This is a genomic window from Microcoleus sp. PH2017_09_SFU_O_A (genome assembly GCF_020738625.1).
Classification (GTDB): domain Bacteria; phylum Cyanobacteriota; class Cyanobacteriia; order Cyanobacteriales; family Microcoleaceae; genus Microcoleus.
In genome coordinates this window covers 49,292-75,817 of record NZ_JAEQCF010000075.1, presented here as the reverse complement: position 1 = coordinate 75,817, position 26,526 = coordinate 49,292, and the positions used below count along the sequence as shown (strand labels likewise).

The window sequence follows — 26,526 nt, the reverse complement described above, 5'->3', positions numbered from 1 at the left end:
TGGATTATGGTAATTTATTTGCTTTCTATTATGCCATCAACTTAGTCAGACAGACAATTGTCTGAGTATTTATACTGATTGCAAAAGTGGGATGCTCCCAAGGAATGTTACTTAATTCATCGGCGATCGCAACAGCAGTTCCTTGGATATCCGGTGTCAAAATATTCTCGCCTTCCAGCAATTTTCGTGCTAAAATAGTTGCATCTTTAGTCGATAGCGGCGGCACATCTTGGGGATACATATCATTAGTCGGGTCGTTTGTATATCCCACTTTTCTCAGATCGGCAATTACGTGATGTAAGCCGATCGAACCTGTATAAACCATTCTAACACGAGGATACATCTGGCGGAGCGATCGCAAAGTATCGAGCAATTCCATCGCCGCTTCATCACCGATGTTACGCAGCATATATGGGAGTTCATCCCAAAAGAAGATGAGTGTGCTGTCTTGATTTTCTACCAAATCTGCGATCGTTTCAATCAGCAATGCTTTCCAGTGAGGCGCGGCAATATCGGGTAATTTGAAACCGCTAAATTCTGCTCCTCCCAATTTGCTTAAAAATTCGTGAGTCTTCTTAGTGGTGCGATTCAAAGGTGTTAAATGTGCTTTGACATCCAGAAAGACTGTGTTGACAAACTCTATGGGCGATTTTACATCTTCCAAATCGCGATAAATCGGCAACTTATTTGCGGTAGCTTCCGATCGCATCTTCTTAATTACCGAAGTTTTCCCCATCCTTCTTTCAGCACTCAACATCACACTTTGCTGCTCTAAAATCCCCCATAAATCAGAAATTAGCTTGTCTCTACCCATGACTTCGGCTGAAGCAATTTCGCCCCCTGGATTGGCTTTCATATTCTTTCCTTAATTATATTTATGTAATTTACTTTTTATATTGTACGTCTATTTTGACGTATATCGGGAATCGACCAACAAAATCGATCGAACTCCTGTGGGATGGGCATCTTGCCCGTCCCTGATTCTCCGGCTCTGTCTGGGAACCAATATCCAGAGACTCTGCCTAGCTTGTCTCTGATTCGCGGGAGGCAGAGCCTCCGGATCTACCTCCCCAGGCAGAGCCGGAGAACTACAAAAAAGGATATAAAAATCTGCAAAATCTTCTTGACGTTTTGTTACAATACGCAAAACTTGATATTTTAAACCACACCGGATGACCTTTTTCAACCCCTGTGAACCTCTAATCCGCTCCAAACAAGAACATCTCGACGTACAAGATCTCGCAGGCCTGTTGCGCCTCCGCTGGCAAGTCGGAGATATTACTCTTTTCTCAGGATTTTATACCCGCATTGACCAAACTTTTCTGCTTTGGGCTTTGGTGACGGCGGGGATTTTTTTCACGGCTCAGTTTGTCCCGCTTAGTTGGAGCTTTCAGGCGATTTTGTGGTCAACAGTGACTCTAATTGGCACTGCGATCATGGCTGTTTTGACTTTGTTTTGGGTAAAGGTTGAGCGGGTTAGCTGGATTCTTTACTCTTGGGCGATTTTGATGATTTCTGGTTTGATTTTGACGGATTGCAGTATTTTTGCGGGTTGGGGATTTTGGTTGCTGCATCTGTGCGATTTGTGGTTGGGGTTGAGCGCGATCGGCTATTTTTGTACTGGACTCGGTTTGCGATCGCGCACTTTTATCCTCATCGGGCTAACTCATTTATTTAGCATACCTCTATTAACATTCGTTGCCCCTTGGCAATATCTAACCACAGGGATAATTATGGCGGGATGTTTGCTGTTACTCTCAGAGTTGCAGTGGGATATGCGATCGCCGATCGACAATACGTTGCTGTGCGAAGAACAAAAAGAATTCAACCGAATTCAACAGCAACGGCGGCAGTTGGGCGCGAATGCAGCCAAATAACTCAAAAATCTTAACAGTCCGCAATCTTATAATTCGCTGAAAACTCACTTAAGCTGCGATCCCCGAACCTAAGTCTGAGAGAGGATTCCAAAAGTGCGATCGATCTCTTAATCAAAACAAAAACAGCATCTTTTAGATCGAAAAAGTGTAAAGAATTCTGTACAACAGGTCACAATTTAGAGAAATCGCAGAGAATAGAAACATACAGCATAAATAAAAAATCAACCTTAACCAGAACAGGAGTTTTGTTGTTTTACCTGTGAATCGCCAACCTAAGGAGAACGGTGTCCGGGAGGCGACTGGCGAAAAATGCTGTACTTACCACGATAAAAGTTAATTCTGGTTGACAGTAGTTGTCAAAACCAAAAAGTGGTGCAGGGTTTTTACCGTTTCCCCTGCTTTGCAGTCTCTGAGGAGAGGCTAAACCCTCTACTAGAACAGCCTGAGGAGATTGGCACACAATTTGACAGGTGGTCAGGCGGATGTTTGAGTTACCTTGTTTAATAAAATTGAGGAAATGCTCGCTTAGCAGCATTGCAGGACTTAGGATTAAATAAGTCCTGCTTTATCATAGGTTCGTAGTAAGGACTTTAGTCCTCCCTCTTGAATTTAGAAAGAAAGGACTGAAGTCCTGACTACAAACTTGTAGGTTATGTTTTACTCGCTACGTGCCTTTTCGCAAAAGGGTGCATCTGGTTTTGGAAGAGGGCGAAGCATGACCGTATATAAGTTATTAGTTCTAATCTCATATTGACTGCGGTCATGCTTCGCCCCTACAGATATATTTGTCAAACCCAGATACACTATCGCAAAATTTCTCGCACTTCCATTAAAATCTGTCCCAACATATTTTTGCCACTGCCATCTTTCCCACAACCCCAATAGTAATCTCCAGGTGCGTTTTCGACTATTTCTTCATCCCCGGTAGCGAGTAAAATTTCGCGGATATCGGCATGAGTTTCAAATTTGCGTAATACGCATTTTCGCATGATATCATCTTTGACTTGTTCCCAATCTTGGCGCAGGGGACGAGAGCGTTCGCGCCCCATTGTTGCTGCATCTTTCGGCGTTTTTGCTTGGCGAATTTGCTCGCAGTGTTCCGTTTGGGGAAACTTTTGTGCTTGAAAATAATGTTCGGTAGTCGGCCAGTATTCTCCGTCTAACTTGAATCCGTGACGGGAAAAGTTAGAGAAACTACCGTATTCGCTGCGAGTGCTGTAAAAGTAGATAGTCATAATGTCTCCGATTTCAACCGCCATAATAACTTGGGTCTACGGCCAGCTTTACCTATCTTGATTCTCCACTATCTTAAACTGCAAATCAATATTTTCAAGATGGGAACCAATGTAAGACAACAAAGCGTAGATAAATACGATCGTTCCCACCATTTCCAAAATTTCCTCAACCGAAGCCAGCAAACCGTAGATCAAAGTTCGCTGACCTACCGCATCTGCATAATAACCGCAAACCATTTCCATGCCAAGCGCTCCACCTACATATATACTGCCTGCGAGTAGAAATAAATCCCTGGTTTTTCGGGGTAAGTGCCAGAGAAACTTGAGATAAGTCAGCCCAGTAACTGCAACAAAAATCGCCCCCGGAATTACCCAAATGAAGTAAAAAAATCCCCCTAAATTCAGTGACTCTCGCAAGTCGTTAATAATTAATATTTCATGCAGGCTCAAGATTTCATCTAAAGAGAATAATACAAAGATGAACCCTAGTGCCTTCCAATGCCGAAAATATCGATCGCCCTGCTTCTGCTTGGCAGCAGCAATAATACCTAGCAAAATCCCGCAAAACAGTAAAGTAAATGACGAGTACCACGAGGGATAATTTATTTCTCTGTCTAAATTAAACAAATGAATCCAGCGTTCGCGATAGTTAAAACCGTAGCGCAGAACTTGTACGGTGAAACCAGCAACAGCAAAGAAGAGCACCCAAATGCTAAGAGAGAAGGCAACTCTCTTTGGCGAAACAGAAATAATGAATTTCATCGACTTTTTGGTAAACTAGAACAAGCAAAATAAAACTATAAAGTAAAAAATAAAAAATGCAAACATCCGCGCTATCCGTCTCTGCTGATTGTTCTGTATAAAAAAATACTAATAACTGAAAATGCGCGTTCAAATTCAAACCTTCACTGTCCGCAAGCGGTTTGCACTTACCATCAGCCGCGGTACAACAGCCCAAAGTACCAATTTGTGGGTAAAATTAACACACGAAGGTATCGAAGGTTGGGGAGAAGCATCGCCCTTTTCCACAGGTTCTAAGCCCCAAACTACCGAGAGTCTGCTAGCAGCATTGCAGGAAGTTGCACCGCTACTAGAAAAGTTTACTCCGTGCGATCGCCAAAAAGTCGAACAAATCTTCACAGAAATCGAGTTACCCTCCGCCGCCCGCGCCGGCATCGACATGGCAATGCACGACTGGCTGGGCAAAAAAGCAGGCTTCCCGCTGTGGAAAATGTGGGGATTAGATCGATCGCGCATTGTCCCCACATCAGTCACCATCGGCATAAATTCGCCGAGGAGTGCGAGAGACAGAGTGCGCGATTGGTTTGGCAAAGATGGGACAAATCCCGCCAGCATCAAATACCGCGCTGTCAAAATCAAGTTGGGAAATCCCGCAGGAATTGAAGCCGACAAAGCTATGTTAATCGCAGTATTAGACGAAGCACCACCCAACATTCAAATTAGTGTTGATGCTAACGGCGGTTGGAGTTTAAAAGAAGCAGTAGAAATGTGTCGCTGGCTGGAAAAATATAACATAAATTATGTCGAACAACCGCTATCACCAGTCGCGGATATGGCTGAATTCTCGGAACTTTACCGTCAATCGCCCTTGCCAATTTTTGCTGATGAAAGTTGCTTTAATAGTTCTGATATACCCAAGTTAGCACAGTGCGTCCACGGCATCAATATCAAAATGATGAAATCCGGCGGATTGAGCGAAGCTATGCGGATGATTCACACAGCCAAAGCCTGCAATCTGCAAGTGATGTTCGGCTGCTATTCCGATAGTGCGATCACAAATACCGCAGCAGCACAACTTTCTCCCCTCGCTGATTACTTGGATTTGGACAGTCACTTGAATTTACTAGACGATCCTTTCAGCGGCGCAGTCGTTGAAAATGGGTGTTTGCTGCCAAATGGGCGATCGGGATTGGGAGTGCAGCGAATTGACCTTGTAGAATAGAAATATCGTTAAACAGTTGACAGTTGACAGTTGACAGTTGACAGTTGTAGCGTGCGTCGCCACCAACCATCACAAATAAAAATCGACCATTGATGAGCGACGCACCTTACTTACAGTTGACAGTTGATAGAGGAAGCACGAGGTTTTCAGGATGGGGATTTACAGCCAACCCTAAAAATATTCCACCTAAAGACGAGCGTTTTAAAACCATGAATTTCGATCAAAACAAATCTGGAGATACTATGATGCCAGTAGAATCAATAGGACAGGGAATTGATAGAGAAGCCAAGCTTTTTTTTGAAGAACACAAGCCGCCCACTGATTTAATCTTTGATGATGGTGCAGAAATGGAAAGCAACCGCCACCGCATAGCAATGACCGTTTTAATCCGTTCGGCAGAACAAGGTTTAGCTAACCGGAACGATTTTTTTGTCGGTGGCAATATGTTTATCTACTTCAGTGCCCAACAGGTTCGCAATCGGGATTATCGAGGCCCAGATTTTTTCGCTGTGTTGGGTGTTGACGGCAATACTTCCCGACAAGGCTGGGTAGTTTGGGATGAAAACGGACGTTACCCGGATATCATTGTGGAACTGCTTTCACCATCAACGGCTAATGAGGATATAGGCAAAAAAAAGGATATTTACGAGCAGGTTTTCAGAACACCTGATTATTTTGTATTCGATCCTTTCGATGCGAATTCTTTGCAGGGATGGCGTTTAGATAACAATCAACGCTATCAGCCGTTAGTCCCCGACGATCGGGGTTGGCTGTGGAGCCAAAGTTTGGGCTTTTGGTTGGGGACTTGGGACGGAATTGTCGATCGAGAAACAGCAACTTGGGTGCGTTTCTACGACGAATCTGGCAATCTAATTCTGTTACCTGAGGAAGCTGCTCAACAACAAGCAGAAGCTGCTCAACAACAAGCAGAAGCTGCTCAACAGCGAGCCTCGCGACTAGAAGCCAGATTGCGAGAATTGGGAGAAGATCCGAATGCTTTGAACCAGTAATCGCCAATCAGAAACCCGGTTTCTTCCTAGATTTATCGTTACTAAACGCAAAATTCTAAGAAACCGGGTTTCTAGCCCCCGTCGCCCGGATATGTAATCCGTGAAACTGTCCGCAGTGTTGATATAATGTCCGGTAAATTAACCACAATACTTGTAGGAGCGGGTTTCACCAACAATCTTTGATTCACATCCACAATATCGGGAGTATCTCAGTTTTGCAGCGGACTGAAGTCCGTACTACGAACCTTTTTTGAGCGGAACGAATCATTTTTTTAAGAGCGGACTGAAGTCCGTACTACGAACCTTTTTTGAGCGGAATGAATCATTTTTTTAAGAGCGGACTGAAGTCCGTACTACGAACCTTTTTTGAGCGGAACACTGTAAATGCAAAAATGAGATGCTCCCACAATCTCTATAAACACGCCCTCACTCACGAGGCGACTACACTGAATCAATGACTGAAAACTATCCTATCAAAAATGGCAAAGTTGCTATCTTGCTGCACGAGGGAATTCTCGGCACTTCCGGCAAAACAGGCTTAGCATTTTTGCGCTACAGTGAAGCACAAATTGTAGCAGTAATTGACCGCCAATGTCCGGGAAAATCTTTATCTGAATTAACTGGTATTCCTCAACAATTACCGATCGTTGCTTCCGTTGCAGAAGCACTGCAATTTGCGCCGGATATTCTGCTAATTGGTATTGCTCCATCCGGCGGTGTTTTGCCGCCGGAATGGCTGCCAGAAATTAATCAAGCGGTAGCAGCAGGTTTGTCGGTTGTCAACGGTTTGCACGCGAAACTTGCACCTTTGATAACGGTTCCGTTAACCGAAAATCAATGGATTTGGGACGTGCGTCAGGAACCGAAGTCTGTTGGGGCGATCGCCTCTGCCGCCGCTGCTAAATTAAGCTGTCGCCGCGTGTTAACTGTCGGTACAGATATGAGCGTTGGCAAAATGTCAACCAGTTTGGAACTCAATCGCACTTGTTTGCAGCGGGGTTGGCGTTCCAAATTTTTAGCAACCGGACAAACGGGTTTAATGATCGGAAATGAAGGCCTTGCATTGGATGCAGTTCGAGTTGATTTCGCCGCCGGTGCTGTCGAACAAATGGTATTGAAATTAGGTTCTGACTGCGATATTCTGCACGTAGAAGGGCAAGGTTCGCTATTGCATCCGGGTTCGACGGCGACTCTGCCGCTGTTGCGGGGCGCGCAGCCAACTCACTTAATTTTAGCGCACCGAGCCGGACAAATTCACATTCGCAATCACCCGCACGTATCGATTCCGAGTTTGTTGAAAGTGGTTGAATTGTACGAAATGGTGGCCCCTGCTGCGGGTGCTTTTGTTGGGGCAAAAGTCAGTGCTATCGCTCTCAATACTCATCACTTAACTGATGCAGAAGCGCTGTTAGCAATAGCAGGAATTCAAGCAGAAACGCGATTGCCTTGTACCGATCCGGTGCGGTTTGGCGCTGACGTGTTGCTGGGGGCGATCGCCAATTGATATGCTACAATAAGTTACAAATAGCTCTGAGCTACAGAAAACTATGACACAAAGCATTCAAGCAAAAGCACTGACACTCGGTGATGTCCAAACAAAATTTAATCTACAGTTGTCTGAAGACGAGCAATTTTTCCGAGAATGGATTGATGATTTGCCAGAAATTAGTGAGGTCGAAAAGCGATCGCTCGACAAGGTAAAAGCAGGCTATATCAATAGTACCTCATACCCTTTCCTAGAAGATACTGTAAAAATGGTGGTACTAGCTCCTTTGCTATTTGTAGCAGATTTTTTCCTAACTCCCTTTCACATAGAATGTGAAAAATCTGTTGAACTGATTGTCGAAGATGAAGATATAATTGTTAGGGGCAGCATAGATGTCCTATTATTGCTGCAATCTTTTTGGGTTGTGGCGATCGAAGCCAAGCGATCCCAATATTCCGTTGAAGCTGGACTTCCTCAATTGCTATTTTATATGCTGAATGACCCAAATTCAGAACAACCAACGTTTGGGCTGCTGACTAATGGCAGCAGTTTCCGATTCATTAAAGTGACTAAACAAGATACACCGCAGTATGCTTTATCTAAGTTGTTTGATATTCAGAATCCCGGCAACGAACTTTACGAAGTTTTTCGCATTTTCAAACGAATCGCTGCTGTAGTTTCCAGCTATAACTCATGATTGCAAGTTCTGTTTCCTTACCATCTGGATGCACAATCCGCCAAGCGTCGGAGCGAGATATCAAATCAATTAGAATGTTAGTTTGGAGTGCGAAACTCGATCCGACTCAGTTGCGCTGGGAGCAATTCTGGGTGATCGAATGTGAGGGGAAATTGGCTGCTTGCGGACAATTGCGGAAGTTTACGGGCGCGGAAGAGTTGGGTAGTTTGGTGGTGGCGAAGGATTGGCGCGATCGCGGTTTGGGCATTTACCTGACAAAACATTTAATTCAACAGGCTACAGAACCGCTATATTTAGAATGTTTGGGAAAGCGGCTCGCATCATTTTATACCCGCTTTGGCTTCGTAGAAGTTTCCGTGCAAGATTTGCCGCAGTCCCTGAAATTCAAGTTCGGTTTGTCTCAGTTAGGTAAAACTTTATTCAGACTTCCGGTAACAATTATGCAGTATCAAGCAGGTTCTTGATAATTATGACTTTTATGAATTTGAGATTCTGAATTTATGAATTGATTTTAAGTTCGATCTGTTCAATAATTGGGATTACAGGCTCGGTTCGTAGTGAGGACTTCAGTCCTCATCAGATGAGAGAGGACTGAAGTCCTCACTACGAACTTAAAATCGGTTCGTAGTGAGGACTTCAGTCCTCATCAGACGAGAGAGGACTGAAGTCCTCACTACGAACCTCTGACTCACGCACTAGATATGTATGGATGTTCCGGATTGCCCGATCGACTTTGCGTAAACTCAGGATTCACAGCCTGCGGTAGTCCAGTTGCCTAAATTGGCACAGCTACCAGTCAGATGAGTAGGCTGAAACTATTGATAAATCGTTGTTTGCAGGCTGACGAGTGTCCTGTGCCAGTACCAGACGATAAAAGTGTCAGGGCGATCGCACCAAACACATTCGATTCCTGGGAAATTAGTAAGTGTCAAGCAAACGAGTCACAGCCCAATCACAAAAAAGCAACCCCAAAAATAAAACATCTTCACAGCAGCAGTAATGCGGAATCAGCCAATCCCTAGTGTAGATAACCACATCTACCCTTGAGGTAAATCCCACCCACGGCTCAACCACTAAATCGTTAATTCAATACCTCGGAATTACCGAATTTAAACTCCCGCAACCGCTTCTCAAATCCCTTCTAAATTTCAAAAATTCTTGGGCTTCGATCCGGATAAAAGAAGGAAAGACAAGAACAATGAAATATCAGGACAATCAATCAATCTCAACCGAGGAAATGCAGCCTCTCAAATAGCAGAAACCGACAATTACACATCCATTTATTGTAACACAACAGGAGTAAATATTATGTTCAACGTAGTAAAAGCTTTCGGCTCTATCTTCTCCACTCAAGGATACAGCACAGCCAACAATCCGAAGAAGCAGTCGTCGATGAATCGATTTACCCGAATCAAACAGGTCGCGTCCGCTTCCAAGGTAGCTGGTGGCCCGCACGGTGCGATCGCCAAATCACTCTCACACCCGGAGACACGGTTTATGTCATCGGCGTTGACAGCATCACTCTGTTAGTTTCGCTCACTCCCGCAGACTAAATCAGAGGATGAACAACTAGGAAATGCGACCTTTCAAATAGCAGAAACAGGCGATTAAACTTCGATATATTTTAATACAAAAGGAGTCAGGGAAATGTTTAACTTAGCAAAAGCTTTCGGTGCGATTTTTTCTGTTCACACCTACAGCACAGAAAACAATATGTTAGTGGACAACTACATCCGAAGAAGCAGTCGTCGATGAATCGATTTACCCGAATCAAACAGGTCGCGTCCGCTTCCAAGGTAGCTGGTGGCCCGCACGGTGCGATCGCCAAATCACCCTCACACCCGGAGATACTGTTTATGTCATCGGCGTTGACAAAATCACTCTTTTAGTTTCCCTCACTCCCGCCGACTAAAAGAGAAAGTAATCTAAACCTTTTCACGGTAAGAGCCCCGAATTCTTCAAGAAGTCGGGGCTCTTACTGTTCTGTTGTTGAGCGGCAATTAGGCTTAAGTACCCCCTTTATTTCTTAGCCCGCGCACCATCCGGGCTTTGTTTGTGTAGTAGCGGTTTCAACCGCCGGATTATAGCTACAATAAAATGGCATTTTTGAGAGCTTGTTTGTTGGGGCGATCGCCGATTTCAGATTCGCTACTTTCTGGACTGACTGCTGCTGTTTCTGATGTTTTAGCGATCGGCGGTAATGGTTCGAGCAGTTTGGATTGAGCTTCCTGAATTGAAGAGTAATTTTCAGCCCAGGATGAAATCGCTTCTGAAAGGACATCGCTCTCATCGGATAAGGATTCAATTAGCTGCGCTAGTTCAGTTAATTGTGCGGCAGAAAAGAGCGATCGCTGTTGATTTAATAGTTCGATCAACGAGTCAATCTTTTGTTCGGGGAGCGACATCGATTCCCGTTGGATTTTGTGAATTGTTTGCCGCACAAATTCCAGAGACAGATCTAATAATTGTGCGATCGTCTCTAAATTCATTCCAAACGCGATCATCCGACGAATGGCTTCTAACTTCGCCTGTTGTCCACCTTGTTCGAGTCCTTCTTCTAAACCTTCTTGCTTGACTTCCTGATAAAATCGAGTTTGTCTGAGTTCGCTTAAATTTAGCATGGTGGCAATTTCCTCGCGGCTTTTCTGGGGGAGTTTGTAGACGATAATTGTTTCGATGAGGTTGATTAAATCACGTAAAACGCTGGGATCGGACAACTGCTGTCGGGCCATTGCGATCGACTGTCGTGCTTGCTCTGCGGCTGTCTCTGCTGGCTCGATTACCAGTTTAACAATTTTCACTCCCAGCGATCGATCTGCGGCTTCTGGCAATTCATCGAGGTAAATACGTTGCACCCGCTGACTGGTTAGGAGTTCCTGAAATTGCAGCATCTGTTCGTGTTCGATGCGGCGGCTGGGATAGATGACAACGACGCGCCAAGGATTGACGGGTTTGTATTGTCGCAGATAGAGAAAGAGCTCGCCAAAGATGCGGTAGTACAAGTCTGGATCGGGTTGAAACTGAACTTCCGCCAAGTAAAATGGTTTTTCGGGTGCTTCGGTTGTGGGCAGAAATAAGCCATCGATGCGGAATGCCAGTTGTTTGATTTCGCGGGAGGTGAATTCGTAGGCGGCGGCTTCTTCTGGAGGGCGATCGATTAGTTCAAAGAAGAAGCTGGGAAATTCTTGAAACAGGCTGTAGAAAATGGTGTCTGTTTTCATGAGTTGTCGATGGGAGTCGAAGATGGAAACTATACCATGCCAAGAGATAACTATGACACAAGAACCCTTTATCTGGGAAATAGATTTTTAGGCTGGGCAACATTTTATGCTATTGTCTAACTTTGTTTTTACAGGAAATTTAGTATAAAATGGTCGATAACAAAGATACTATAGAAGTGCCTTTACGACCTCTTGTTTGGATGGGAGACTCTCGCAAAAATATCCGCGAGTTTCCTGAAGAGGTACAAAAAGCGGTAGGTTATGCCCTACAACTGGTGCAAGCTGGGGAAACACCTTTGTCAGCCAAGCCCTTTAAAGGGGTGGAAAGCGGTGTGTATGAAATTGTCAAACGTTACGATACGGATACTTACAGGGCGGTTTATGCTGTAAAAATTGGTGAAACAATCTATGTGTTGCACGCTTTTCAAAAGAAATCAAAGCAAGGGATTAAAACTCCACAGGCTGATGTTGACTTAATTAAAAAACGCTATCAAAACGCACTAGCGAGGGAGGAAAAATTATGACAGAAGAAACCATTTTTGAAGAAAGCAGCGGTAATGTATTTGCTGACCTGGGATTGGCAGATGCTGACGAACTTTTTGCGCGGGGTAAAATCGGAATTCAGGTACTTCGTCTGTTAAAACAGCGCAACTTAGAACAGCGTGAAATGAGCGAATTACTTGGAATTCCACAGCCAGAAGTATCTCATTTAATGGACGGAGAGTTTCAACGGTTCAGCGAAGGAAAACTACTGATTTTTCTGAAGCGACTCGATACGGAAATCACCTTACATCTTCGCCCTCGTAATGGGGGAAATCAATCTGCTGAAACTGTGATATTGCTATAGGACTTTTGAATTGAAGATTCTTAAATCATATCGCTTTCATAATGGCAGTTAGAACTTAGAATCCCCGTCCGTTCACGCCGGGGAGTATGTCAATGTGTTATAATTCAGCAGAGGCATTTCTGAGCGTTAGTTGGCGTTGAAAAGGATTTTTTAACCGCAGGTGCAGGCGGATTCGCGCGGATTATAGTGATTTGTGCGACGAAAGGGCGATCGAGGTTATTAATGAACGCTGAAGACAACTTACAGATTATGAGGAATCAGCTAGATACGACTCTTAAGTGTTATGAAGCAGCAATTGAGAGCCTGAAACAGGCTGGCTCTTCGATTGAGGTTAAACAAGTTCTGGAAGTTTTGAAGGCACGGGATGCCGTGCAGGTGGCTTTAAAGGAGCAAAAAATTATTCCTACCAGCGGGTTGAAGCAAGTTATTGAGTTAGATTCTGCTCTCAGGGAACAAGCCGAACTGATTACCAAAGCCGTTAATTGCAAAACAATTGAGCAATTTGCTCAGTGGCGTGAAAGTGTTTGTCCTCCCGCAGAAGCCTGGTGGTGGAAACTCGAAAGCTTAGCACCTCCCCACCCTTGGGATGTTTGGGATTGGTTGTGGAAAGGTCTGACAGTTGCGGCTTGGACTGCTAACCTTAGTTTCCTGGTGAATATTGCCACTCGCTTTCTCAGTGGGGGAGTCGGATTTGGAGGAGCTGCTGCTGTTATTTTACCCAGTATTTTCGCGTTACTACAGGCTAGTAGCGAACTTACCAAAGCAGGTCAAGAAGGCTTTGATAAATTACTGGAAAAGTTGAATATTTCTAAACAGTACCGAGAGGAAGCTAAATTGGTATCTGCTGTGCTTTTATTCCTAACTTTAATTAGTATTTGGCTTTCTTTACCCTTGATTTCTAATCTTTATAACCGCAACGGTTTAAAGAATTATACTGAACGGAATTTAGGAGAAGCTGAACAGGATTACCTGAAAGCAATTGCTCTGAATGCAGATAATGTTGACGCTCATTACAATCTGGGTAATCTCTACGAAGAGTGGCAGGAGTTGGAAAAAGCTAAGAAGGAATACCAAATTGCTGTTGCGGGCAATTTGCCAGACGCTTATAATAACTTAGGTCGTTTACAGATTCAGGATAAAAAATATCCACAGGCAGCTTCTATACTGGCAAAAGGTCTTTTGTTAGCGCAAAAGCAAAATAGCGATCCTGAACTTCGGTATAGCTTGTTTAAAAACCTGGGTTGGGTAAGATTGGAGCAAGGCAGGTATGAAGAGGCGCGACTAACCCTGCAAGCAGCGATTGGGATTACCAATAACCCAGAAGCGGCAAAGTACATCAGTAATCCTGGTGCGGCACATTGCTTGTTAGCACAAGCTTTGGACAAACAAAAAAAACCGAAAGCGTTGGAACAATGGCTTAAATGCTGTCAGCTTGCTTCGAGACTTAATCCTGATGAAGATACTTGGTTGCATCTATCCCAAGAAAAATTAAGCAAAGCCGGAAAAAAATGCACAAACCCAACAAAATAAGCAGGCTAATTGGAATCTTTTTTAGTTTATTTATAGTTAGCATATCCACGCCTGGATTTACCAAAGAAGAGGGATTGATTTTTGTTTCTGAGGTTAAAGGAACAGTTGAAATTAAGCGAGATGGTCGGGGAAAATACCAACGAGCTTATGGGGGTGAGAACCTAAATCCTTCAGATAAGTTACGACTGCAACAAGGTGCAGGGGTGACAGTGGTTTGCAATAACTTATTGACTTGGAATCCTCAGTCTAGAGGAGAATTCCTGGTTTCCCAAGGCTGCACATCTGCAACTAAAGCAGTTCTCAGAAGACCTAACAGCAACCGCAGTGAAACTCGCAATGCCAACGACCCCACAATTCCCTACTTAATTAGTCCTCGAAACACCTATATTTTGACTCGCCAGCCAACCATAACTTGGAATATGGTAGCAGGTGCGGCTAGCTATCAGGTTCAGGTATCGGGGCCTGGTGTGAATTGGAAAACCCAGGTTAGCCAGCCACAAGTTGTTTATTCTGGAAACGAAGTGCTGCAAGCTGGGAAGCGTTATTGGGTGACGATTGCGACTAATAATGGTGTTTCGACTAAAGATAAGGATAACCCTGGATTTACTGTACTAAGCGACGCGGATACGCAGCGGGTTAAAACGGAGATTTCACAGTTACAACAGCAGCCCTTAAGTGACAAGTCAAAAGTGTTGGCGCTGGCACATCTGTACAGAAGCAATCAGTTGAATGCTGAGGCAATTGCGGTCTTGGAGAAAGCAGTCAAACAGGGGAACCAAGCCACCGCATTTTATCAGCTATTAGGCAGTATTTACCAGCAGGTGGGGTTAAATTCGTTGGCGAAAGAACGATATTTAACTGGATTGAACTTGGCAAAGGCAGAACAGAATTGGGAAGCACAAGCCATGATTCAAGAGAGTTTGGGCGAAGTTGAGGAAACCCTCGACCAATTGAAAAATGCTTTGCAGCGATATCAGGAAGCGCAGAGTAGTTATCGGGTGCTGGGTGATGAAGGAAAGGTACAGAAATTACAGCAAAAATTAGATGATCTGAAAGGGAGGATTTCCTGATGAGTAAGTTGAGAGTGAAGCAAACATTGGCTTTGATGAGTTGGTTGGGAATTGCTGGTTTATGGTTTTTTGTGCCAGAGTTGGCGAAAGGGCAGGTAATTTCTGGAAGTGTCATTGCTCAATCAGATGAATTGGCGGAAGCAGAACGATTGAACGAGCAAGCGGTACAACTTTATAAGCAGGGCAAGTACGATGAGGCAATTCCCCTAGCAGAGCAGGCGCTTGCTATTCGTAGAAAGGTTCTGGGACAGGATCACCCATCTGTGGCAACCAGCTTGAATAATTTGGCAGCATTGTACGAAAGCCAAGGACGCTACAGAGAAGTCGAACCTCTCTATCGTAAAGCTTTGGAGATGAGACAGCGCCTGTTGGGTAACGAGCACCCAGATGTAGCAGCCAGCTTGAATAATTTGGCAGCATTGTACGCACTCCAAGGACGCTACAGTGAAGCAGAAGCTTTCTACCGCAAAGCTTTAGAGATGAATAAGCGCCTGTTGGGTAGCGAGCATCCTAATATGGCAGCCAGCTTAAATAATTTGGCATTATTGTACGACAGTCAAGGACGCTACAGTGAAGCTGAACCCCTCTTTCGGCAAACTTTAGAAATGAGACAGCGCTTATTGGGTAAAGAACACCCATCTGTGGCAATCAGCTTGAATAATTTGGCATTATCGTACACACAGCAAGGACGCTACAGTGAAGCTGAACCCCTCTTTCGGCAAACTTTAGAGATGAGACAGCGCCTGTTGGGTAAAGAGCACCCATCTGTGGCAACCAGCTCGAATAATTTGGCATTTTTGTACGCAAGCCAAGGACGCTATAGCGAAGCCGAACCTCTCTATCGTAAAGTTTTGGAGATGAGACAGCGCTTGTTGGGTAACGAACATCCAGATATAGCCGCCAGCTTAAATAATTTGGCAGGGTTGTACTACAGCCAAAGGCGCTACAGTGAAGCTGAGCCCCTCTTTCGCCAAGCTTTGGAGATGAACAAACGCCTGTTGGGTAACGAGCACCCATCTGTGGCAAACAGCTTAAATAATTTGGCATTGTGGTACGCAAGCCAAGGACGCTATAGCGAAGCCGAACCTATCTATCGTAAAGCTTTGAAGATGAGACAGCGCTTGTTGGGTAACGAACATCCAGATATAGCCACCAGCTTGAATAATTTGGCATTGTTGTGCGACAGTCAAGAACGCTACAGTGAAGCTGAACCCCTCTTTCGCCAAGCTTTGGAGATGAGACAGCGCTTGTTGGGCAAAGAACACCCAGATGTGGCAATCAGCTTAAATAATTTGGCAGCTTTGTACTGGAGGCAAGGCAATACGGATCGCACCCTAGAATTTCAGGCTCAAGGTATAAAGGTAGAAGAACAAAACCTCAGTTACAACCTCGCAGCAGGGTTTGATCGCCAGAAGCGCGATTACATTAAAACTGTCTCTGGGACTACAAATGCAAATATCTCCCTGCACCTCAATGCTGTTCCCAACAACTCACAAGCTGCTCGTTTAGCACTAACCACCATCTTCCAACGCAAAGGACGCATCTTAGATATCTTCACCAATAGCCTGCAAATTTTGCGCCAGCGTGTCAATGACCCAGAAAGCCAGAAATTAATTGATAACCTATCCAATACTTACAGCCAACTTGCAACCCTGATTTACAATCAACCCGAGAAACTTCCACTGCAAGAATACCGCCAGCGAGTTTCTGACATTGACGATCGAGCCAAACAGCTAGAAGACCAACTCAGTCGTCGCAGTGCAGAATTCCGCACTCTTGCCCAATCCGTCCCGTTAGAAAAAATTCAAAAATTAATTCCAACCGATGCAGCTTTAGTAGAATTTGTGCGATATCAACCTGTCAATCCCAAAGCACAACTAAATCAACGCTTTGGCGAACCTCATTACGCCGCCTACATCCTGACTTCCAGTGGAAATATCCAAGCTATCGACTTAGGCGAAGCCAATAAAATTGAGAAATCCCTAGAATTATTCCGTCAATCTTTGGCCGATCAAAACACTCCTATCTCTCAACTGCAAGAATCTGCACGTAATTTGGATCGACTCCTCATGCAGCCCGTGCGAAAATTGTTGGGAAATACTGACAAAATCCTCCTCTCCCCCGATGGCGCACTCAATCTCATTCCCTTTGAAGCATTAGTTGATGAAAATAACCAATACTTAGTAGAAAACTATTCATTTACTTACCTCACCTCCGGGCGCGACTTGCTGCGACTGCAAATCTCATCTCCTAGCCAACAGCCACCAGTAGTCATAGCTGACCCCTATTTCGATCGCCCTGGTGAAGTCGCTACCATTAGTAGCAACAACAACAATACCCGTTCGATCGACCTTTCCAAAATAATATTTTCTCCCCTATCAGGTACAGCAGAAGAAGCAAGGGCAATAGCATCTCTTTTTAAAATTAACCCCCTACTACATTCCCAAGCTACGGAAAGTGCAATCAAACAGGTAAAAAGCCCTCAGATTCTTCATATTGCCACGCACGGTTTCTTTCAAGATGGGTCACGCTCTCAATCCAATCAAAATACCATTAATGACAATCCTCTGCTGCTTTCAGGATTAGTTCTATCTGGGTTCAAAAAGCAGCAGGGCGGAGGTAATGAAGATGGCGTTCTCACCGCCTTAGAAGTCACTACCCTAAACCTCGTCGGGACAAAACTGGTGGCGTTGTCTGCCTGCGATACGGGTATAGGAAAAGATGCCACTGGCGAAGGTATTTATGGCTTGCGTCGGGCTTTAGTAATTGCAGGGTCTGAGAGTCAGCTAATCAGCTTGTGGAAAGTTGATGATAATGGGACTAAAGACTTGATGGTGAAATACTACAACCGATTGCTAAACAATCAGGGACGGAGTGAGGCACTGCGCCAGACTCAATTAGAGATGCTCAAGAGTGAAACTTATCAGCATCCCTACTACTGGGCTGCATTTATTCCTTCTGGTGATTGGAGACCAATGGGATTGAAACCTATTTCCCAGTAATCTGGGTAACAGCTTGCCCTGGAACCCACTTTCCGAACGCTCACCTTGCCTTCAAACCCCAGCAACTTGAGAACGATACAATATACCTGAAAAAAGAACTTAAATATCCAGCGATATTAAGGAGTGAAATGATTCTCTAAATTTTCGTCACTCATCAAGCTGTGGCAAATTCTGTCAAATAGTGCTAAAATATAACTAGATATCCAGCTTTGATAACTAATGTCTAGACGCGATAATTTACATCTATCCCTGCGCCACACTCTCGAAAAAGATGGGTGGACAATTACGGATGACCCCTTAATCTTAGTGTTAGAACAAACGCTCTTGAAACCTGATTTAGGAGCAGAAAAGATTTTCGCAGCAGAAAAAGAAGAACGGAAAATAGCTGTGGAAATCAAAGACTTCGACTCTCCTTCCGTAATTAATGAATTGGAAAAAACGATGGGACAGCTTCAGCTTTACCAATGGGCCTTGGAGGAGCAAGAGCAGAAACGGCAGTTGTTCCTAGCTATCAGTCAAACCATCTATATTCGACATTTCCAAAAACCAATTTTTCAGCTAGCCGTTCAACGGAATAGAATTAACTTATTAGTTTACGAACCAGACCAGGAGGCTATTGTTCAATGGATCGCTCACTAAATTATGCAGATATCCTGAAACAAACGCTACAAGAAGCAACTCGATCGCAACCTCGCTTACAAGCGATTCAGCTTTATCCTGTCTGCGATACCGATTCAGGTCATTTCCTGATTCTCGCTACAGGTTGGGATAAGCAACGCTGGATGGACACGATTCTGTTTCACGCTCGCTTGGTCGATCGCCATGTCATCATTGAAGAAGATAACTTTGAGGAAGGGTTAACCCCTGCACTGATTGTCGCAGGTATCCAACCAGAGCATATTATGACTGGTCTTGATTATCAAAATAGTGCTAGCCCAGTGGTGTTTCAGGCGGTTTAGCGATCGCCTCCCAGAAGCCATCGATCGCAATAACTCGATCGATACAATATACCTGAAAAAGAACTTAAATAGCCAGCGATACAGGGTTTATTTCAATAAACCCTGCCTTGAGTATGCTTAAATAAGTTTAGACACTTACTAACCAGATTTAAACCAGTGAACTTTCAATCAGTCATTGCCACCTTAAACAAATTCTGGAGCGATCGAGGCTGCCTGATCGCCCAATCCTACGACACAGAAAAAGGTGCAGGAACCATGAATCCCCACACTTTTCTCAGAGCAATTGGGCCTGAACCTTGGTCTGTCGCCTACGTCGAACCCTGTCGCCGCCCCACCGATGGACGCTACGGCGAAAATCCGAATCGCTTCCAACATTACTATCAATATCAAGTCCTGATTAAACCATCTCCTCCTAATATCCAAGAAATCTATTTGGACTCGCTGAGAGCATTAGGAATTAAACCAGAAGACCATGACATTCGCTTCGTAGAAGATAACTGGGAATCTCCAACTTTAGGCGCTTGGGGCGTGGGTTGGGAAGTCTGGCTGGATGGCATGGAAATCACTCAATTTACCTATTTTCAACAGTGCGGCAGCATTGATTGTCGCCCGGTTTCGATTGAGATTACCTACGGGCTAGAACGCCTCGCAATGTATCTGCAAGAAGTCGATGCGATGACCAAAATCCAGTGGACAGATGGCATTACTTACGGCGATGTTTACCTGCAAGGAGAAATAGAACAGTGTACTTATAACTTTGAAGCTTCCAATCCTGAATTGCTGTTTACTTTGTTTGGGCTGTACGAACAAGAAGCAGAACAATTGACTAAGAAAGGATTGGTTTTGCCTAGTCTTGATTATGTGTTAAAATGTTCGCATACTTTCAATTTGCTCGATGCTAGAGGTGTGATTTCGGTAACGGAGAGAACTCGGTACATTACCAAAATTCGCAACTTGGCGCGGCGGGTGGCTCAGCTTTATTTGGAACAGCGGGAACAGTTGGGTTTCCCATTGGAGAAAGCTGTGAAGGTTTGAGAAGTAAGTAATGTGAAATTCGGGTGCATCTGGGTTTTGAAGAGGGCGAAGCATTACCGCATATAAGTTATTAGTTATAATCTTATGCTGATTGCGGTAATGCTTCGCCCCTACACACATATTTGCTTGCAGAAATATCATATTTTAAATTAATTTAATGCCTAATTATTCTGAAAATTATCCAGAAACTACTCCTCAATTGCGGGTTGATGGTGTAAGTTTTAAAACACCGATCGCCTCTAGCTACTTATTGGACAATATCTCGTTTCAGGTACACAAGGGAGCTCGCGTCGCAATTGTCGGCCCTTCGGGGGCTGGGAAAACTACCCTGTTGCGGTTGCTCAACCGACTCAGCAGCCCCACGACTGGCTCGATTTATCTGGAAAATACAGATTACCGGCAAATTCCGGCGATCGAACTTCGGCGCCAAATTACCCTGATTCTACAGGAATCGAAGCTGTTGGGGATGTCGGTGCGGGAAGCTTTGGCTTATCCTTTGAAGCTGCGGGGTGTGACTGCATCAAACATTGCTGAGAGAATTAGCGGGGCGATCGCACAACTGCGGATACCCCAAGAATTACTCGATCGCACGGAATTGCAGCTTTCCACGGGCCAAAAGCAGTTAGTGGCGATCGCCCGCGGCATCATTCTACAACCAAAAATCTTGCTTTTAGACGAACCAACATCCGCCCTCGATGCAGGAAAAGCCGCCAACCTTTTGGAAGTATTGACACAGCTAACTAACAATCAAACCACAATTTTAATGGTCAATCACCAATTAGAATTATCCGAGCAATTTAGCACCAGAATTCTGCATTTACAGCGCGGAAAACTCATCGAAGATTTGCCATCTAATCAAATAGATTGGGTGCAACTACGACAAAATTTAATCCAAGCAGAAGCAGAAGCCCAACAAGAATGGTGAATAAACTAAAAAACATTTCTTGAGGTACGTTGTTGCGCTTCAGCGCTTTTTTATATAGAAGAAAGCGCTGAATCTCAATGAGCACCCCCACCACCAGCACCCGGTTTCACCTTTTGAAAACCCAAAATAGCAATCCCGCTTAACAACAAAGCAATTCCCACAAAGTAAAAACAATCATTAAAAGCCATCACATAAGCTTCCCGACGAACCAAACCATCAATCGCCTTAATTGCCTGTTCTTTCGCCACACTCAAATCAGCACCGCGACTCACAAAATACTGAGTCATTTGATTAAGTCTTTCCTGCGTCGCCGGATTGTACAAAGAAACAGATTCCCCCAATCGATTCGAGTGAAATTGCTCGCGCTGCGTCACCAAAGTTGCTAAGGCCGCAATCCCCATCGAACCTCCCATATTTCGCATCATATTAAACAAACCCGAAGCCGAACCAGCCTCGTGTCTCTCCATACCAGCAGTTGCGATCGTTGACAGCGGCACCATAATTAAAGGCTGCCCGACAGCGCGAACTAATTGCGACCAACGCAACTGATCGATACCCGTTTCGTGAGTCATGCTGGCATTCATAAAACAACTCACCGCAAACAAACTCACACCTATACCGATTAGCAACCGCATATCGATGCGCTGCATCAATTTCGGCACCACCGGCACGATGAATAACTGCGGTACGCCAGCCCACATAATTACCTCGCCAATTTGCATGGCATTGTACTGCTGGATCTGACCTAAATACAGTGGTAAAATGAACACCGAACCGTACAATCCTACACCTAACGAAACATTGACAATAGTTGCTAAGCCGAAATTGCGGCGAGTTAGCAGTCGTAGATTAATAAACGGTTTTTTTCGAGTTAGTTCAATCCAGAAAAAAGCGCCGAGAAATATAGCAGCAACTATGCTTAAACGCACAATAAAATCAGAACTAAACCAGTCTTTGCGGCTGCCTTCTTCTAACACAACTTGGAGGGAACCCAAGCCGATCGCCATTGAGGCAATTCCCCACCAGTCGCCACCTTTGAGCAGTTCTAGCCGCAACGGTGCAGGGGCGACGGCATACCACACAGCAGCTAGCAGCATCAGCCCCGGCACCAAGTTTAAATAAAAGACATATTGCCAGCCGTAATTCTCCGTCAGCCAACCTCCCAATGTCGGGCCAATCGATGGTGCAAAAGTCGCTGTCAGTGCAAACATCGCCATGCCAATCGGCTGCTTTTTGGGCGGCAAATTGGTCAGCAAAAACGTAAAAGCCATCGGAATTAAAATTCCGCCACTCAATCCTTGTAAAGCCCTAAATACAATCATTGAAGTCAAATTCCACGCCCAAGCGCAGCACATGGAAAAGAAGACAAAGAAAGCGGCATTTACCAAGATGTAGCGGCGCACTGAGAACACCTGCGACAGCCAACCCGTAATCGGAATGACGACTATTTCTGCGACTAGATAGGCGGTGGAAATCCAAGAACCTTCTTCTAATGTTGCGCCTAAAGCTGCTTGAATATCTCGGAGAGAAGCGTTGGTGATTTGGATGTCCAAAACTGCCATGAATGCGCCGAGAATTGTTCCCATGACGCCGATCCAGGTTTTTAGGGGAACGCGATCGTCGCTCTGTTGCTGGGGAATTGCACTGGTATTTGCCATTGGTTTAACCTCTGGTGTAATTAATTTGGATGTTTTAACCGCAGAGGGCGCAGAGGGCGCAGAGTAAGAGAGGGGAATCAAGAAGGAGAGAAGTTTACCAATTTTTTAGGAAATTAAACCCATTTTTTGATAAAGTGGTCTGACTAAGTTTTTTAAAGCTGGCAACTGTCTGGTAAAAAATATTGAACCTAAAATACAAATTATACCACCAAGTATGACTGTATTGGGAGAGCCGATATAATTTGCCATTCCACCTGCTACTAAATTACCAAACGGTGTCACTCCAAAAAATGCCATCGTGTAGATGCTCATTACTCTGCCACGTTTGTCGTCTTCTACTATTGTTTGCAAAAATGTGTTTCCTCCGGCAAATTGGATGATGAAACCAAATCCTACAAACAACATCATGATTAATGACAGCCACAAAATGCGGGACAAGCCAAAACCAATCAATCCAAATCCCATGATTGCTGGCGAAATTGCAATCAGTTTGCCGATGCCTACGATACTTTTTCGTCCGATTAAATAAATCGCGCCTGCAAATGCTCCGACTCCGGAAGCTGCCATCAAAAATCCGAGGGTTTGCGGGCCGCCGTTGAGAATTTTGGTGGCAAAAATTGGGACTAATACTGTGTGGGACATTCCGGCGAAGCTGACTAATGCTAATAGCAGTAAGATGGCTCGAATCGGGGGAAATCCGAAGGCGTAATCGAATCCTTCTTTTAATCTTTGTAAGGGTTTGGTATTGCTTGCTGCTATTTTACGGGGTTTGATCTTCATTGCTAATAAGCCTGCAATGACGGCGATGTAGCTGATTCCGTCCAGCAGAAAACAATAACTCGGGCCGACTGTACCTATCACTAATCCGGCAATTGCTGGGCCGATGAGTCGCGCTCCGTTGAACATGGAAGCGTTGAGGGCGATCGCATTTGCTAAGTCTTCTTTTTTTTCTACGAGCTCGGACACAAAAGCTTGCCGTGCGGGCGCGTCAAAGGCGTTGATTGCTCCTTGACAGAAACTCAGTATCAGGATTTGCCAAATGTTGATGACTCCTGTTAGCGCTAAAAATGCTAGGGCTAAGGATTGAACCATCGCTAAGATTTGAGTGGCAATTATCACTCGGTGCCGATTCGTGCGATCGATTAAAACTCCGGCAAAAGGCAGTAAGATTAATGTGGGAATTTGACTGGTAAATCCGACTACGCCCAGCATCCAAGGTGAATCGCTTAAATTGTAGACCAGCCACACTGTAGCAACTTGGGTCATCCAACTGCCAATCAGCGAGATGCCTTGTCCTGCAAAAAATAGGCGGTAGTTTTGCGATCGCAGTGCTGGCGGAAGTTTGATTTTTTTGATTTTTGCTAGAAGATTCATGTATCAGTTTCGTCAATATTTTGTATGGTAGCGCCCCGGAGCATACGTCTAATTAGTTAGGGCAACCATCGGGGAATTACCATAGACTTATTTTACGAATCAAATACAATTGCGGTATGGGCCTCTGGTTCTATTTTAGGATTTCGGAAAATTAGGATTTGAGTATTCAGGGTTTATGCACTCCTTGCAAAGAAACCGGGTTTTTTGCGTATCTGCGGGCTGCAATCTAGTATTTTTGAGAAAAAACCCGGTTTCTGGCCATCGGTGCGATCGCGAATTATCTTGTTAATTTCTTCCCTACAGCAAAACGATCGCCACAGTGATATCTTTCTGTCGCGATCGCCTGTTTAGCTAAAATTTGCTTCCGGGAACCTCAATCAATGCTCAACAGCCAAGTCCCTAAATAACGCATCAATGGAACGTCCCCAGGAGTGCGAATGCGGACGTTGAAATGGTACATTCCGCCCGGACTTGGGTTTCTGACGTTGGAGAGGACAACTTCAACGTTGTTACCGGCAGGAATTGGCTCTGCGGGATAAATTTCTATGAATCGATTTTCTTTGTCCCAGATTACTTCTTGCAATGCTATTGTTTTGTCTTTGACGCGCACTTTAATGTCTTTTTGGTCGAATTCGCCTTTGTAATAGTCTGGATAAGTAATGTTGAGTTGGGCGATCGCCAAACTTACTTTTTTGGAAGGAATTCGCAGCCGGTATCTGTCGCCAACCATTCCGGCTTTGCCGTAATCCAAGCGATAGTTTAACTGGTTGGCGCGTTCTGGGCCGCCGAAAATCGTGAATCCGGGCATCGACTGGGCTAAACTGATGGCCGGTAAGCCTGTCAGCAAGCAACCTGTAACTGCTAGTGCTGAAAATAATCGTTTCATAATCACTCCTCTAATCAAACTGCTGGTGAAGCTTAAATATCGATCGCCCGAAATTTGCGATCGAGCCTACAATATACCGAATTTCTCAATAATTCTCTCAGCCGAAACGCCCGCGCTCGCTCAATTTTTTTTTGCGTAATAATACTGACAACAGACATTCAAACTACCGAATTAGGCAGCATTGTATCATATCACCCTGGGCTGCAAGGTTAACAGTTTAGTGAATTTGAATCTATAAGACAAGTTAAAGAAGCGAGTGTAATTTTGGGGATCGGCTTTAGTATCAACGTGAGAAGCCAGCGATTGAAGTCGCACGCCAAACAAACGAAGACAGCCAGCGATTGAAATCGCGCCTACACAAACGATGTCCGCCGGACGCCGACTGGGAAATTTGAATTTCAACCTGCTCCCGTCAGGTTTTGTCTGTGTAGACGCGGTTTCAACCGCCCTGTCTATGTCTGTGTCTAGAGTATAAGGAGAGTCCATGAAATTAGCGATCGCCAAAGAAGTCGAAGCAGAGGAACGCCGGGTAGCCTTAGTACCCGACGTTGTAGCCCGATTAGTCAAACAAGGCGTCGAAGTTTGGGTTGAGGCGGGTGCGGGTGCAAAATCCTTTTTCTCGGATCTTGCTTACGAAGAAGCCGGAGCTCGTGTTGTCGCCGATACCGCTACGCTGTGGGGCGAAGCCGATGTCGTCGTCAAAATCGGGGAGCTCAAAGAATCAGAAGTTCACCAACTTCGCGAAGGAGGAGTTTTCATCGGATTTTTGAATCCCTTGGGAAATCCGGCGTTAGTACAGCGGTTGGCCGATCGCAAAATAACTGCATTCAGCATGGAAATGATTCCGCGCACCAGCCGCGCCCAAAGCATGGATGCACTATCATCCCAGGCCAACGTCGCCGGCTACAAAGCCGTACTGATTGCAGCCTGTGCATTACCGAAATATTTCCCGATGTTGACAACAGCGGCGGGTACAATTCGCCCCGCGAAAATATTGGTGATGGGTGTGGGCGTTGCGGGCTTACAGGCGATCGCCACAGCACGTCGTTTGGGCGCAGTCGTCGAAGCATTTGACATCCGCCCGGAAACAAAAGAACAAGTGCAAAGTTTGGGCGCTAAATTTATTGATGTCGAACTCAAAGAAGAAACTGTAGCAGCAGGCGGCTATGCTAAAGAATTATCAGAAGCAGCTAAAGAACACACCCGCCAAGTGCTCACCCAGCACGTCGGCGCTTCTGATGCAGTAATTACAACCGCTCAAGTTCCTGGTAGAAAAGCCCCGATTTTAGTTACCAGAGAAATGGTTTCTCAAATGAAACCGGGAGCAATAATTGTTGACTTGGCAGCGGAACAAGGTGGGAATTGCGAGTGCACGGAAGCAGGCAAAGATGTTGAATGGAACGGAGTTAATGTCATCGGCCCGATTAATTTACCGTCGTCGATGCCAGTACACGCTAGTGAAACTTACTCGAAGAATGTCTCGGCTTTGCTTCAGTTGATGCTGAAAGATAAGGAACTGATTTTGAATTTTGAAGATGATATCATCGCTGGTTCCTGTGTGGCTCGTGATGGCGAAATTAGCAACCAGCGGGTGCGGGATGCTTTGGCCGCTCAGGCTTCAGTCGTTAGTTAGATGATTTTTTGGAAGAATACCCGGCGATTGAAATCGCGGCTACACAAACAATGTCCGCCTCCGCGGACTAATGAAGCCCCGGCGATTGAAATCGCGGCTACACAAACAATGTCCGCCT

Annotated in this window: 28 protein-coding genes; 20 read left to right on the top strand and 8 right to left on the bottom strand. The window is 44.9% G+C overall.

The features are described from left to right. Positions 1–28 precede the first annotated feature (28 nt). The gene (locus tag JGK16_RS24705; RefSeq protein WP_293192979.1) at positions 29–856 is read right to left on the bottom strand and encodes a hypothetical protein; all 828 of its coding nucleotides are present in this window, start codon (positions 854–856) and stop codon (positions 29–31) included. A gap of 316 nt (positions 857–1,172) precedes the next feature. Between JGK16_RS24705 and JGK16_RS24700 the strand changes: the two genes are divergently transcribed. Continuing rightward, positions 1,173–1,877 (top strand): hypothetical protein, encoded by a 705-nt coding sequence (locus JGK16_RS24700; protein ID WP_293192977.1) that lies wholly within the window; start codon positions 1,173–1,175, stop codon positions 1,875–1,877. Positions 1,878–2,680: 803 nt separating this feature from the next. Here JGK16_RS24700 and JGK16_RS24695 read toward each other — a convergent pair. Both JGK16_RS24695 and JGK16_RS24690 read right to left on the bottom strand, forming a co-directional pair. Beyond that, positions 2,681–3,112: an NADAR family protein gene (locus JGK16_RS24695; protein ID WP_293178233.1), complete on the bottom strand. Its 432-nt coding sequence runs from the start codon at positions 3,110–3,112 to the stop codon at positions 2,681–2,683. Between the two features lie 48 nt (positions 3,113–3,160). After that, a complete protein-coding gene (locus JGK16_RS24690) occupies positions 3,161–3,874 on the bottom strand; it encodes a hypothetical protein (RefSeq protein ID WP_293178099.1) in 714 nt (237 codons plus the stop codon). A 121-nt stretch (positions 3,875–3,995) separates the two neighbouring features. Here JGK16_RS24690 and JGK16_RS24685 point away from each other — a divergent pair, with 121 nt between their 5' ends. The 8 genes from JGK16_RS24685 to JGK16_RS24650 all read left to right on the top strand — a co-directional run bounded on the left by JGK16_RS24685 (position 3,996) and on the right by JGK16_RS24650 (position 10,180). Beyond that, positions 3,996–5,075: a dipeptide epimerase gene (locus JGK16_RS24685; protein ID WP_293192975.1), complete on the top strand. Its 1,080-nt coding sequence runs from the start codon at positions 3,996–3,998 to the stop codon at positions 5,073–5,075. 245 nt (positions 5,076–5,320) lie between these two features. Continuing rightward, positions 5,321–6,085 (top strand): Uma2 family endonuclease, encoded by a 765-nt coding sequence (locus tag JGK16_RS24680; protein ID WP_293192987.1) that lies wholly within the window; start codon positions 5,321–5,323, stop codon positions 6,083–6,085. Positions 6,086–6,539: 454 nt separating this feature from the next. Beyond that, on the top strand, positions 6,540–7,589 hold the full coding sequence (locus JGK16_RS24675; RefSeq protein ID WP_293192973.1) for a DUF1611 domain-containing protein: 1,050 nt from the start codon (positions 6,540–6,542) through the stop codon (positions 7,587–7,589). A 43-nt stretch (positions 7,590–7,632) separates the two neighbouring features. After that, positions 7,633–8,268, top strand: a complete 636-nt coding sequence (locus JGK16_RS24670) for a type I restriction endonuclease (RefSeq protein WP_293192971.1) — start codon at positions 7,633–7,635, stop codon at positions 8,266–8,268. Next, positions 8,265–8,732 carry a GNAT family N-acetyltransferase gene (locus tag JGK16_RS24665; protein WP_293192968.1) on the top strand — a complete coding sequence of 156 codons (468 nt, stop codon included), beginning with the start codon at positions 8,265–8,267 and terminating at the stop codon, positions 8,730–8,732. The genes JGK16_RS24670 and JGK16_RS24665 overlap by 4 nt, the downstream gene beginning before the upstream one ends. Positions 8,733–9,068: 336 nt before the next feature. After that, on the top strand, positions 9,069–9,290 hold the full coding sequence (locus JGK16_RS24660; RefSeq protein ID WP_293178115.1) for a hypothetical protein: 222 nt from the start codon (positions 9,069–9,071) through the stop codon (positions 9,288–9,290). Positions 9,291–9,623: 333 nt separating this feature from the next. Beyond that, a complete protein-coding gene (locus tag JGK16_RS24655; protein ID WP_366517177.1) occupies positions 9,624–9,821 on the top strand; it encodes an NfeD family protein in 198 nt (65 codons plus the stop codon). A 206-nt stretch (positions 9,822–10,027) separates the two neighbouring features. Then, positions 10,028–10,180, top strand: a complete 153-nt coding sequence (locus JGK16_RS24650) for an NfeD family protein (RefSeq protein WP_293203460.1) — start codon at positions 10,028–10,030, stop codon at positions 10,178–10,180. 175 nt (positions 10,181–10,355) lie between these two features. Here JGK16_RS24650 and JGK16_RS24645 read toward each other — a convergent pair whose 3' ends face one another. After that, the gene (locus JGK16_RS24645; RefSeq protein ID WP_293192963.1) at positions 10,356–11,489 is read right to left on the bottom strand and encodes an Rpn family recombination-promoting nuclease/putative transposase; all 1,134 of its coding nucleotides are present in this window, start codon (positions 11,487–11,489) and stop codon (positions 10,356–10,358) included. A 149-nt stretch (positions 11,490–11,638) separates the two neighbouring features. On the opposite strand from JGK16_RS24645, the gene JGK16_RS24640 reads away from it, so the two are divergent. The 9 genes from JGK16_RS24640 to JGK16_RS24600 all read left to right on the top strand — a co-directional run bounded on the left by JGK16_RS24640 (position 11,639) and on the right by JGK16_RS24600 (position 20,857). Next, complete coding sequence (locus JGK16_RS24640) at positions 11,639–12,013, top strand: type II toxin-antitoxin system RelE/ParE family toxin (RefSeq protein ID WP_293192961.1); 375 nt, start codon at positions 11,639–11,641, stop codon at positions 12,011–12,013. Next, a complete protein-coding gene (locus tag JGK16_RS24635; RefSeq protein WP_293192959.1) occupies positions 12,010–12,336 on the top strand; it encodes an XRE family transcriptional regulator in 327 nt (108 codons plus the stop codon). Before JGK16_RS24640 ends, JGK16_RS24635 begins: the two co-directional genes overlap by 4 nt. A gap of 222 nt (positions 12,337–12,558) precedes the next feature. Further along, positions 12,559–13,866: a tetratricopeptide repeat protein gene (locus tag JGK16_RS24630; RefSeq protein WP_293192957.1), complete on the top strand. Its 1,308-nt coding sequence runs from the start codon at positions 12,559–12,561 to the stop codon at positions 13,864–13,866. After that, positions 13,845–14,936: a hypothetical protein gene (locus JGK16_RS24625; RefSeq protein WP_293192955.1), complete on the top strand. Its 1,092-nt coding sequence runs from the start codon at positions 13,845–13,847 to the stop codon at positions 14,934–14,936. Before JGK16_RS24630 ends, JGK16_RS24625 begins: the two co-directional genes overlap by 22 nt. After that, complete coding sequence (locus JGK16_RS24620; protein ID WP_293192953.1) at positions 14,936–17,938, top strand: CHAT domain-containing protein; 3,003 nt, start codon at positions 14,936–14,938, stop codon at positions 17,936–17,938. Before JGK16_RS24625 ends, JGK16_RS24620 begins: the two co-directional genes overlap by 1 nt. Before the next feature lie 219 nt (positions 17,939–18,157). After that, positions 18,158–18,577 carry a XisH family protein gene (locus JGK16_RS24615; RefSeq protein WP_293178136.1) on the top strand — a complete coding sequence of 140 codons (420 nt, stop codon included), beginning with the start codon at positions 18,158–18,160 and terminating at the stop codon, positions 18,575–18,577. Beyond that, positions 18,562–18,897 (top strand): element excision factor XisI family protein, encoded by a 336-nt coding sequence (locus JGK16_RS24610; protein ID WP_293178139.1) that lies wholly within the window; start codon positions 18,562–18,564, stop codon positions 18,895–18,897. Before JGK16_RS24615 ends, JGK16_RS24610 begins: the two co-directional genes overlap by 16 nt. A 156-nt stretch (positions 18,898–19,053) precedes the next feature. After that, the gene (glyQ, locus tag JGK16_RS24605; RefSeq protein ID WP_293192951.1) at positions 19,054–19,932 is read left to right on the top strand and encodes a glycine--tRNA ligase subunit alpha; all 879 of its coding nucleotides are present in this window, start codon (positions 19,054–19,056) and stop codon (positions 19,930–19,932) included. 157 nt (positions 19,933–20,089) lie between these two features. Further along, positions 20,090–20,857 (top strand): ATP-binding cassette domain-containing protein, encoded by a 768-nt coding sequence (locus JGK16_RS24600; RefSeq protein WP_293192949.1) that lies wholly within the window; start codon positions 20,090–20,092, stop codon positions 20,855–20,857. Between the two features lie 74 nt (positions 20,858–20,931). On the opposite strand, the gene JGK16_RS24595 is transcribed toward JGK16_RS24600, so the two are convergent. Together JGK16_RS24595 and JGK16_RS24590 are read right to left on the bottom strand one after the other, a co-directional pair. After that, on the bottom strand, positions 20,932–22,515 hold the full coding sequence (locus JGK16_RS24595; protein WP_293192947.1) for an MDR family MFS transporter: 1,584 nt from the start codon (positions 22,513–22,515) through the stop codon (positions 20,932–20,934). A gap of 105 nt (positions 22,516–22,620) precedes the next feature. Then, a complete protein-coding gene (locus JGK16_RS24590; RefSeq protein ID WP_293192945.1) occupies positions 22,621–23,889 on the bottom strand; it encodes an MFS transporter in 1,269 nt (422 codons plus the stop codon). A gap of 204 nt (positions 23,890–24,093) precedes the next feature. On the opposite strand from JGK16_RS24590, the gene JGK16_RS24585 reads away from it, so the two are divergent. Then, positions 24,094–24,240 (top strand): hypothetical protein, encoded by a 147-nt coding sequence (locus tag JGK16_RS24585; protein ID WP_293192943.1) that lies wholly within the window; start codon positions 24,094–24,096, stop codon positions 24,238–24,240. Positions 24,241–24,262: 22 nt separating this feature from the next. Here JGK16_RS24585 and JGK16_RS24580 read toward each other — a convergent pair whose 3' ends face one another. Together JGK16_RS24580 and JGK16_RS24575 are read right to left on the bottom strand one after the other, a co-directional pair. After that, the gene (locus JGK16_RS24580; RefSeq protein WP_293178156.1) at positions 24,263–24,775 is read right to left on the bottom strand and encodes a DUF2808 domain-containing protein; all 513 of its coding nucleotides are present in this window, start codon (positions 24,773–24,775) and stop codon (positions 24,263–24,265) included. A 32-nt stretch (positions 24,776–24,807) separates the two neighbouring features. Continuing rightward, the gene (locus JGK16_RS24575) at positions 24,808–24,933 is read right to left on the bottom strand and encodes a hypothetical protein (protein WP_293178159.1); all 126 of its coding nucleotides are present in this window, start codon (positions 24,931–24,933) and stop codon (positions 24,808–24,810) included. 326 nt (positions 24,934–25,259) lie between these two features. Between JGK16_RS24575 and JGK16_RS24570 the strand changes: the two genes are divergently transcribed. Beyond that, positions 25,260–26,408 (top strand): Re/Si-specific NAD(P)(+) transhydrogenase subunit alpha, encoded by a 1,149-nt coding sequence (locus JGK16_RS24570; protein ID WP_293178162.1) that lies wholly within the window; start codon positions 25,260–25,262, stop codon positions 26,406–26,408. The last annotated feature ends 118 nt before the right edge of the window (positions 26,409–26,526 follow it).

Bases quoted from the DNA above. Each gene is read 5' to 3' on its own strand.
- JGK16_RS24580 (WP_293178156.1), bottom strand. From the start codon at position 24,775: ATGAAACGATTATTTTCAGCACTAGCAGTTACAGGTTGCTTGCTGACA.
- JGK16_RS24610 (WP_293178139.1), top strand. From the start codon at position 18,562: ATGGATCGCTCACTAAATTATGCAGATATCCTGAAACAAACGCTACAA.
- JGK16_RS24695 (WP_293178233.1), bottom strand. From the start codon at position 3,112: ATGACTATCTACTTTTACAGCACTCGCAGCGAATACGGTAGTTTCTCT.
- JGK16_RS24615 (WP_293178136.1), top strand. From the start codon at position 18,158: ATGTCTAGACGCGATAATTTACATCTATCCCTGCGCCACACTCTCGAA.
- JGK16_RS24640 (WP_293192961.1), top strand. From the start codon at position 11,639: ATGGTCGATAACAAAGATACTATAGAAGTGCCTTTACGACCTCTTGTT.
- JGK16_RS24690 (WP_293178099.1), bottom strand. From the start codon at position 3,874: ATGAAATTCATTATTTCTGTTTCGCCAAAGAGAGTTGCCTTCTCTCTT.
- JGK16_RS24635 (WP_293192959.1), top strand. From the start codon at position 12,010: ATGACAGAAGAAACCATTTTTGAAGAAAGCAGCGGTAATGTATTTGCT.
- JGK16_RS24665 (WP_293192968.1), top strand. From the start codon at position 8,265: ATGATTGCAAGTTCTGTTTCCTTACCATCTGGATGCACAATCCGCCAA.
- JGK16_RS24575 (WP_293178159.1), bottom strand. From the start codon at position 24,933: ATGTCTGTTGTCAGTATTATTACGCAAAAAAAAATTGAGCGAGCGCGG.
- JGK16_RS24570 (WP_293178162.1), top strand. From the start codon at position 25,260: ATGAAATTAGCGATCGCCAAAGAAGTCGAAGCAGAGGAACGCCGGGTA.
- JGK16_RS24680 (WP_293192987.1), top strand. From the start codon at position 5,321: ATGCCAGTAGAATCAATAGGACAGGGAATTGATAGAGAAGCCAAGCTT.
- JGK16_RS24590 (WP_293192945.1), bottom strand. From the start codon at position 23,889: ATGAATCTTCTAGCAAAAATCAAAAAAATCAAACTTCCGCCAGCACTG.
- JGK16_RS24595 (WP_293192947.1), bottom strand. From the start codon at position 22,515: ATGGCAAATACCAGTGCAATTCCCCAGCAACAGAGCGACGATCGCGTT.
- JGK16_RS24685 (WP_293192975.1), top strand. From the start codon at position 3,996: ATGCGCGTTCAAATTCAAACCTTCACTGTCCGCAAGCGGTTTGCACTT.
- JGK16_RS24620 (WP_293192953.1), top strand. From the start codon at position 14,936: ATGAGTAAGTTGAGAGTGAAGCAAACATTGGCTTTGATGAGTTGGTTG.
- JGK16_RS24625 (WP_293192955.1), top strand. From the start codon at position 13,845: ATGCACAAACCCAACAAAATAAGCAGGCTAATTGGAATCTTTTTTAGT.
- JGK16_RS24705 (WP_293192979.1), bottom strand. From the start codon at position 856: ATGAAAGCCAATCCAGGGGGCGAAATTGCTTCAGCCGAAGTCATGGGT.
- JGK16_RS24700 (WP_293192977.1), top strand. From the start codon at position 1,173: ATGACCTTTTTCAACCCCTGTGAACCTCTAATCCGCTCCAAACAAGAA.
- JGK16_RS24630 (WP_293192957.1), top strand. From the start codon at position 12,559: ATGAACGCTGAAGACAACTTACAGATTATGAGGAATCAGCTAGATACG.
- JGK16_RS24645 (WP_293192963.1), bottom strand. From the start codon at position 11,489: ATGAAAACAGACACCATTTTCTACAGCCTGTTTCAAGAATTTCCCAGC.
- JGK16_RS24600 (WP_293192949.1), top strand. From the start codon at position 20,090: ATGCCTAATTATTCTGAAAATTATCCAGAAACTACTCCTCAATTGCGG.
- JGK16_RS24675 (WP_293192973.1), top strand. From the start codon at position 6,540: ATGACTGAAAACTATCCTATCAAAAATGGCAAAGTTGCTATCTTGCTG.
- JGK16_RS24660 (WP_293178115.1), top strand. From the start codon at position 9,069: ATGAGTAGGCTGAAACTATTGATAAATCGTTGTTTGCAGGCTGACGAG.
- JGK16_RS24670 (WP_293192971.1), top strand. From the start codon at position 7,633: ATGACACAAAGCATTCAAGCAAAAGCACTGACACTCGGTGATGTCCAA.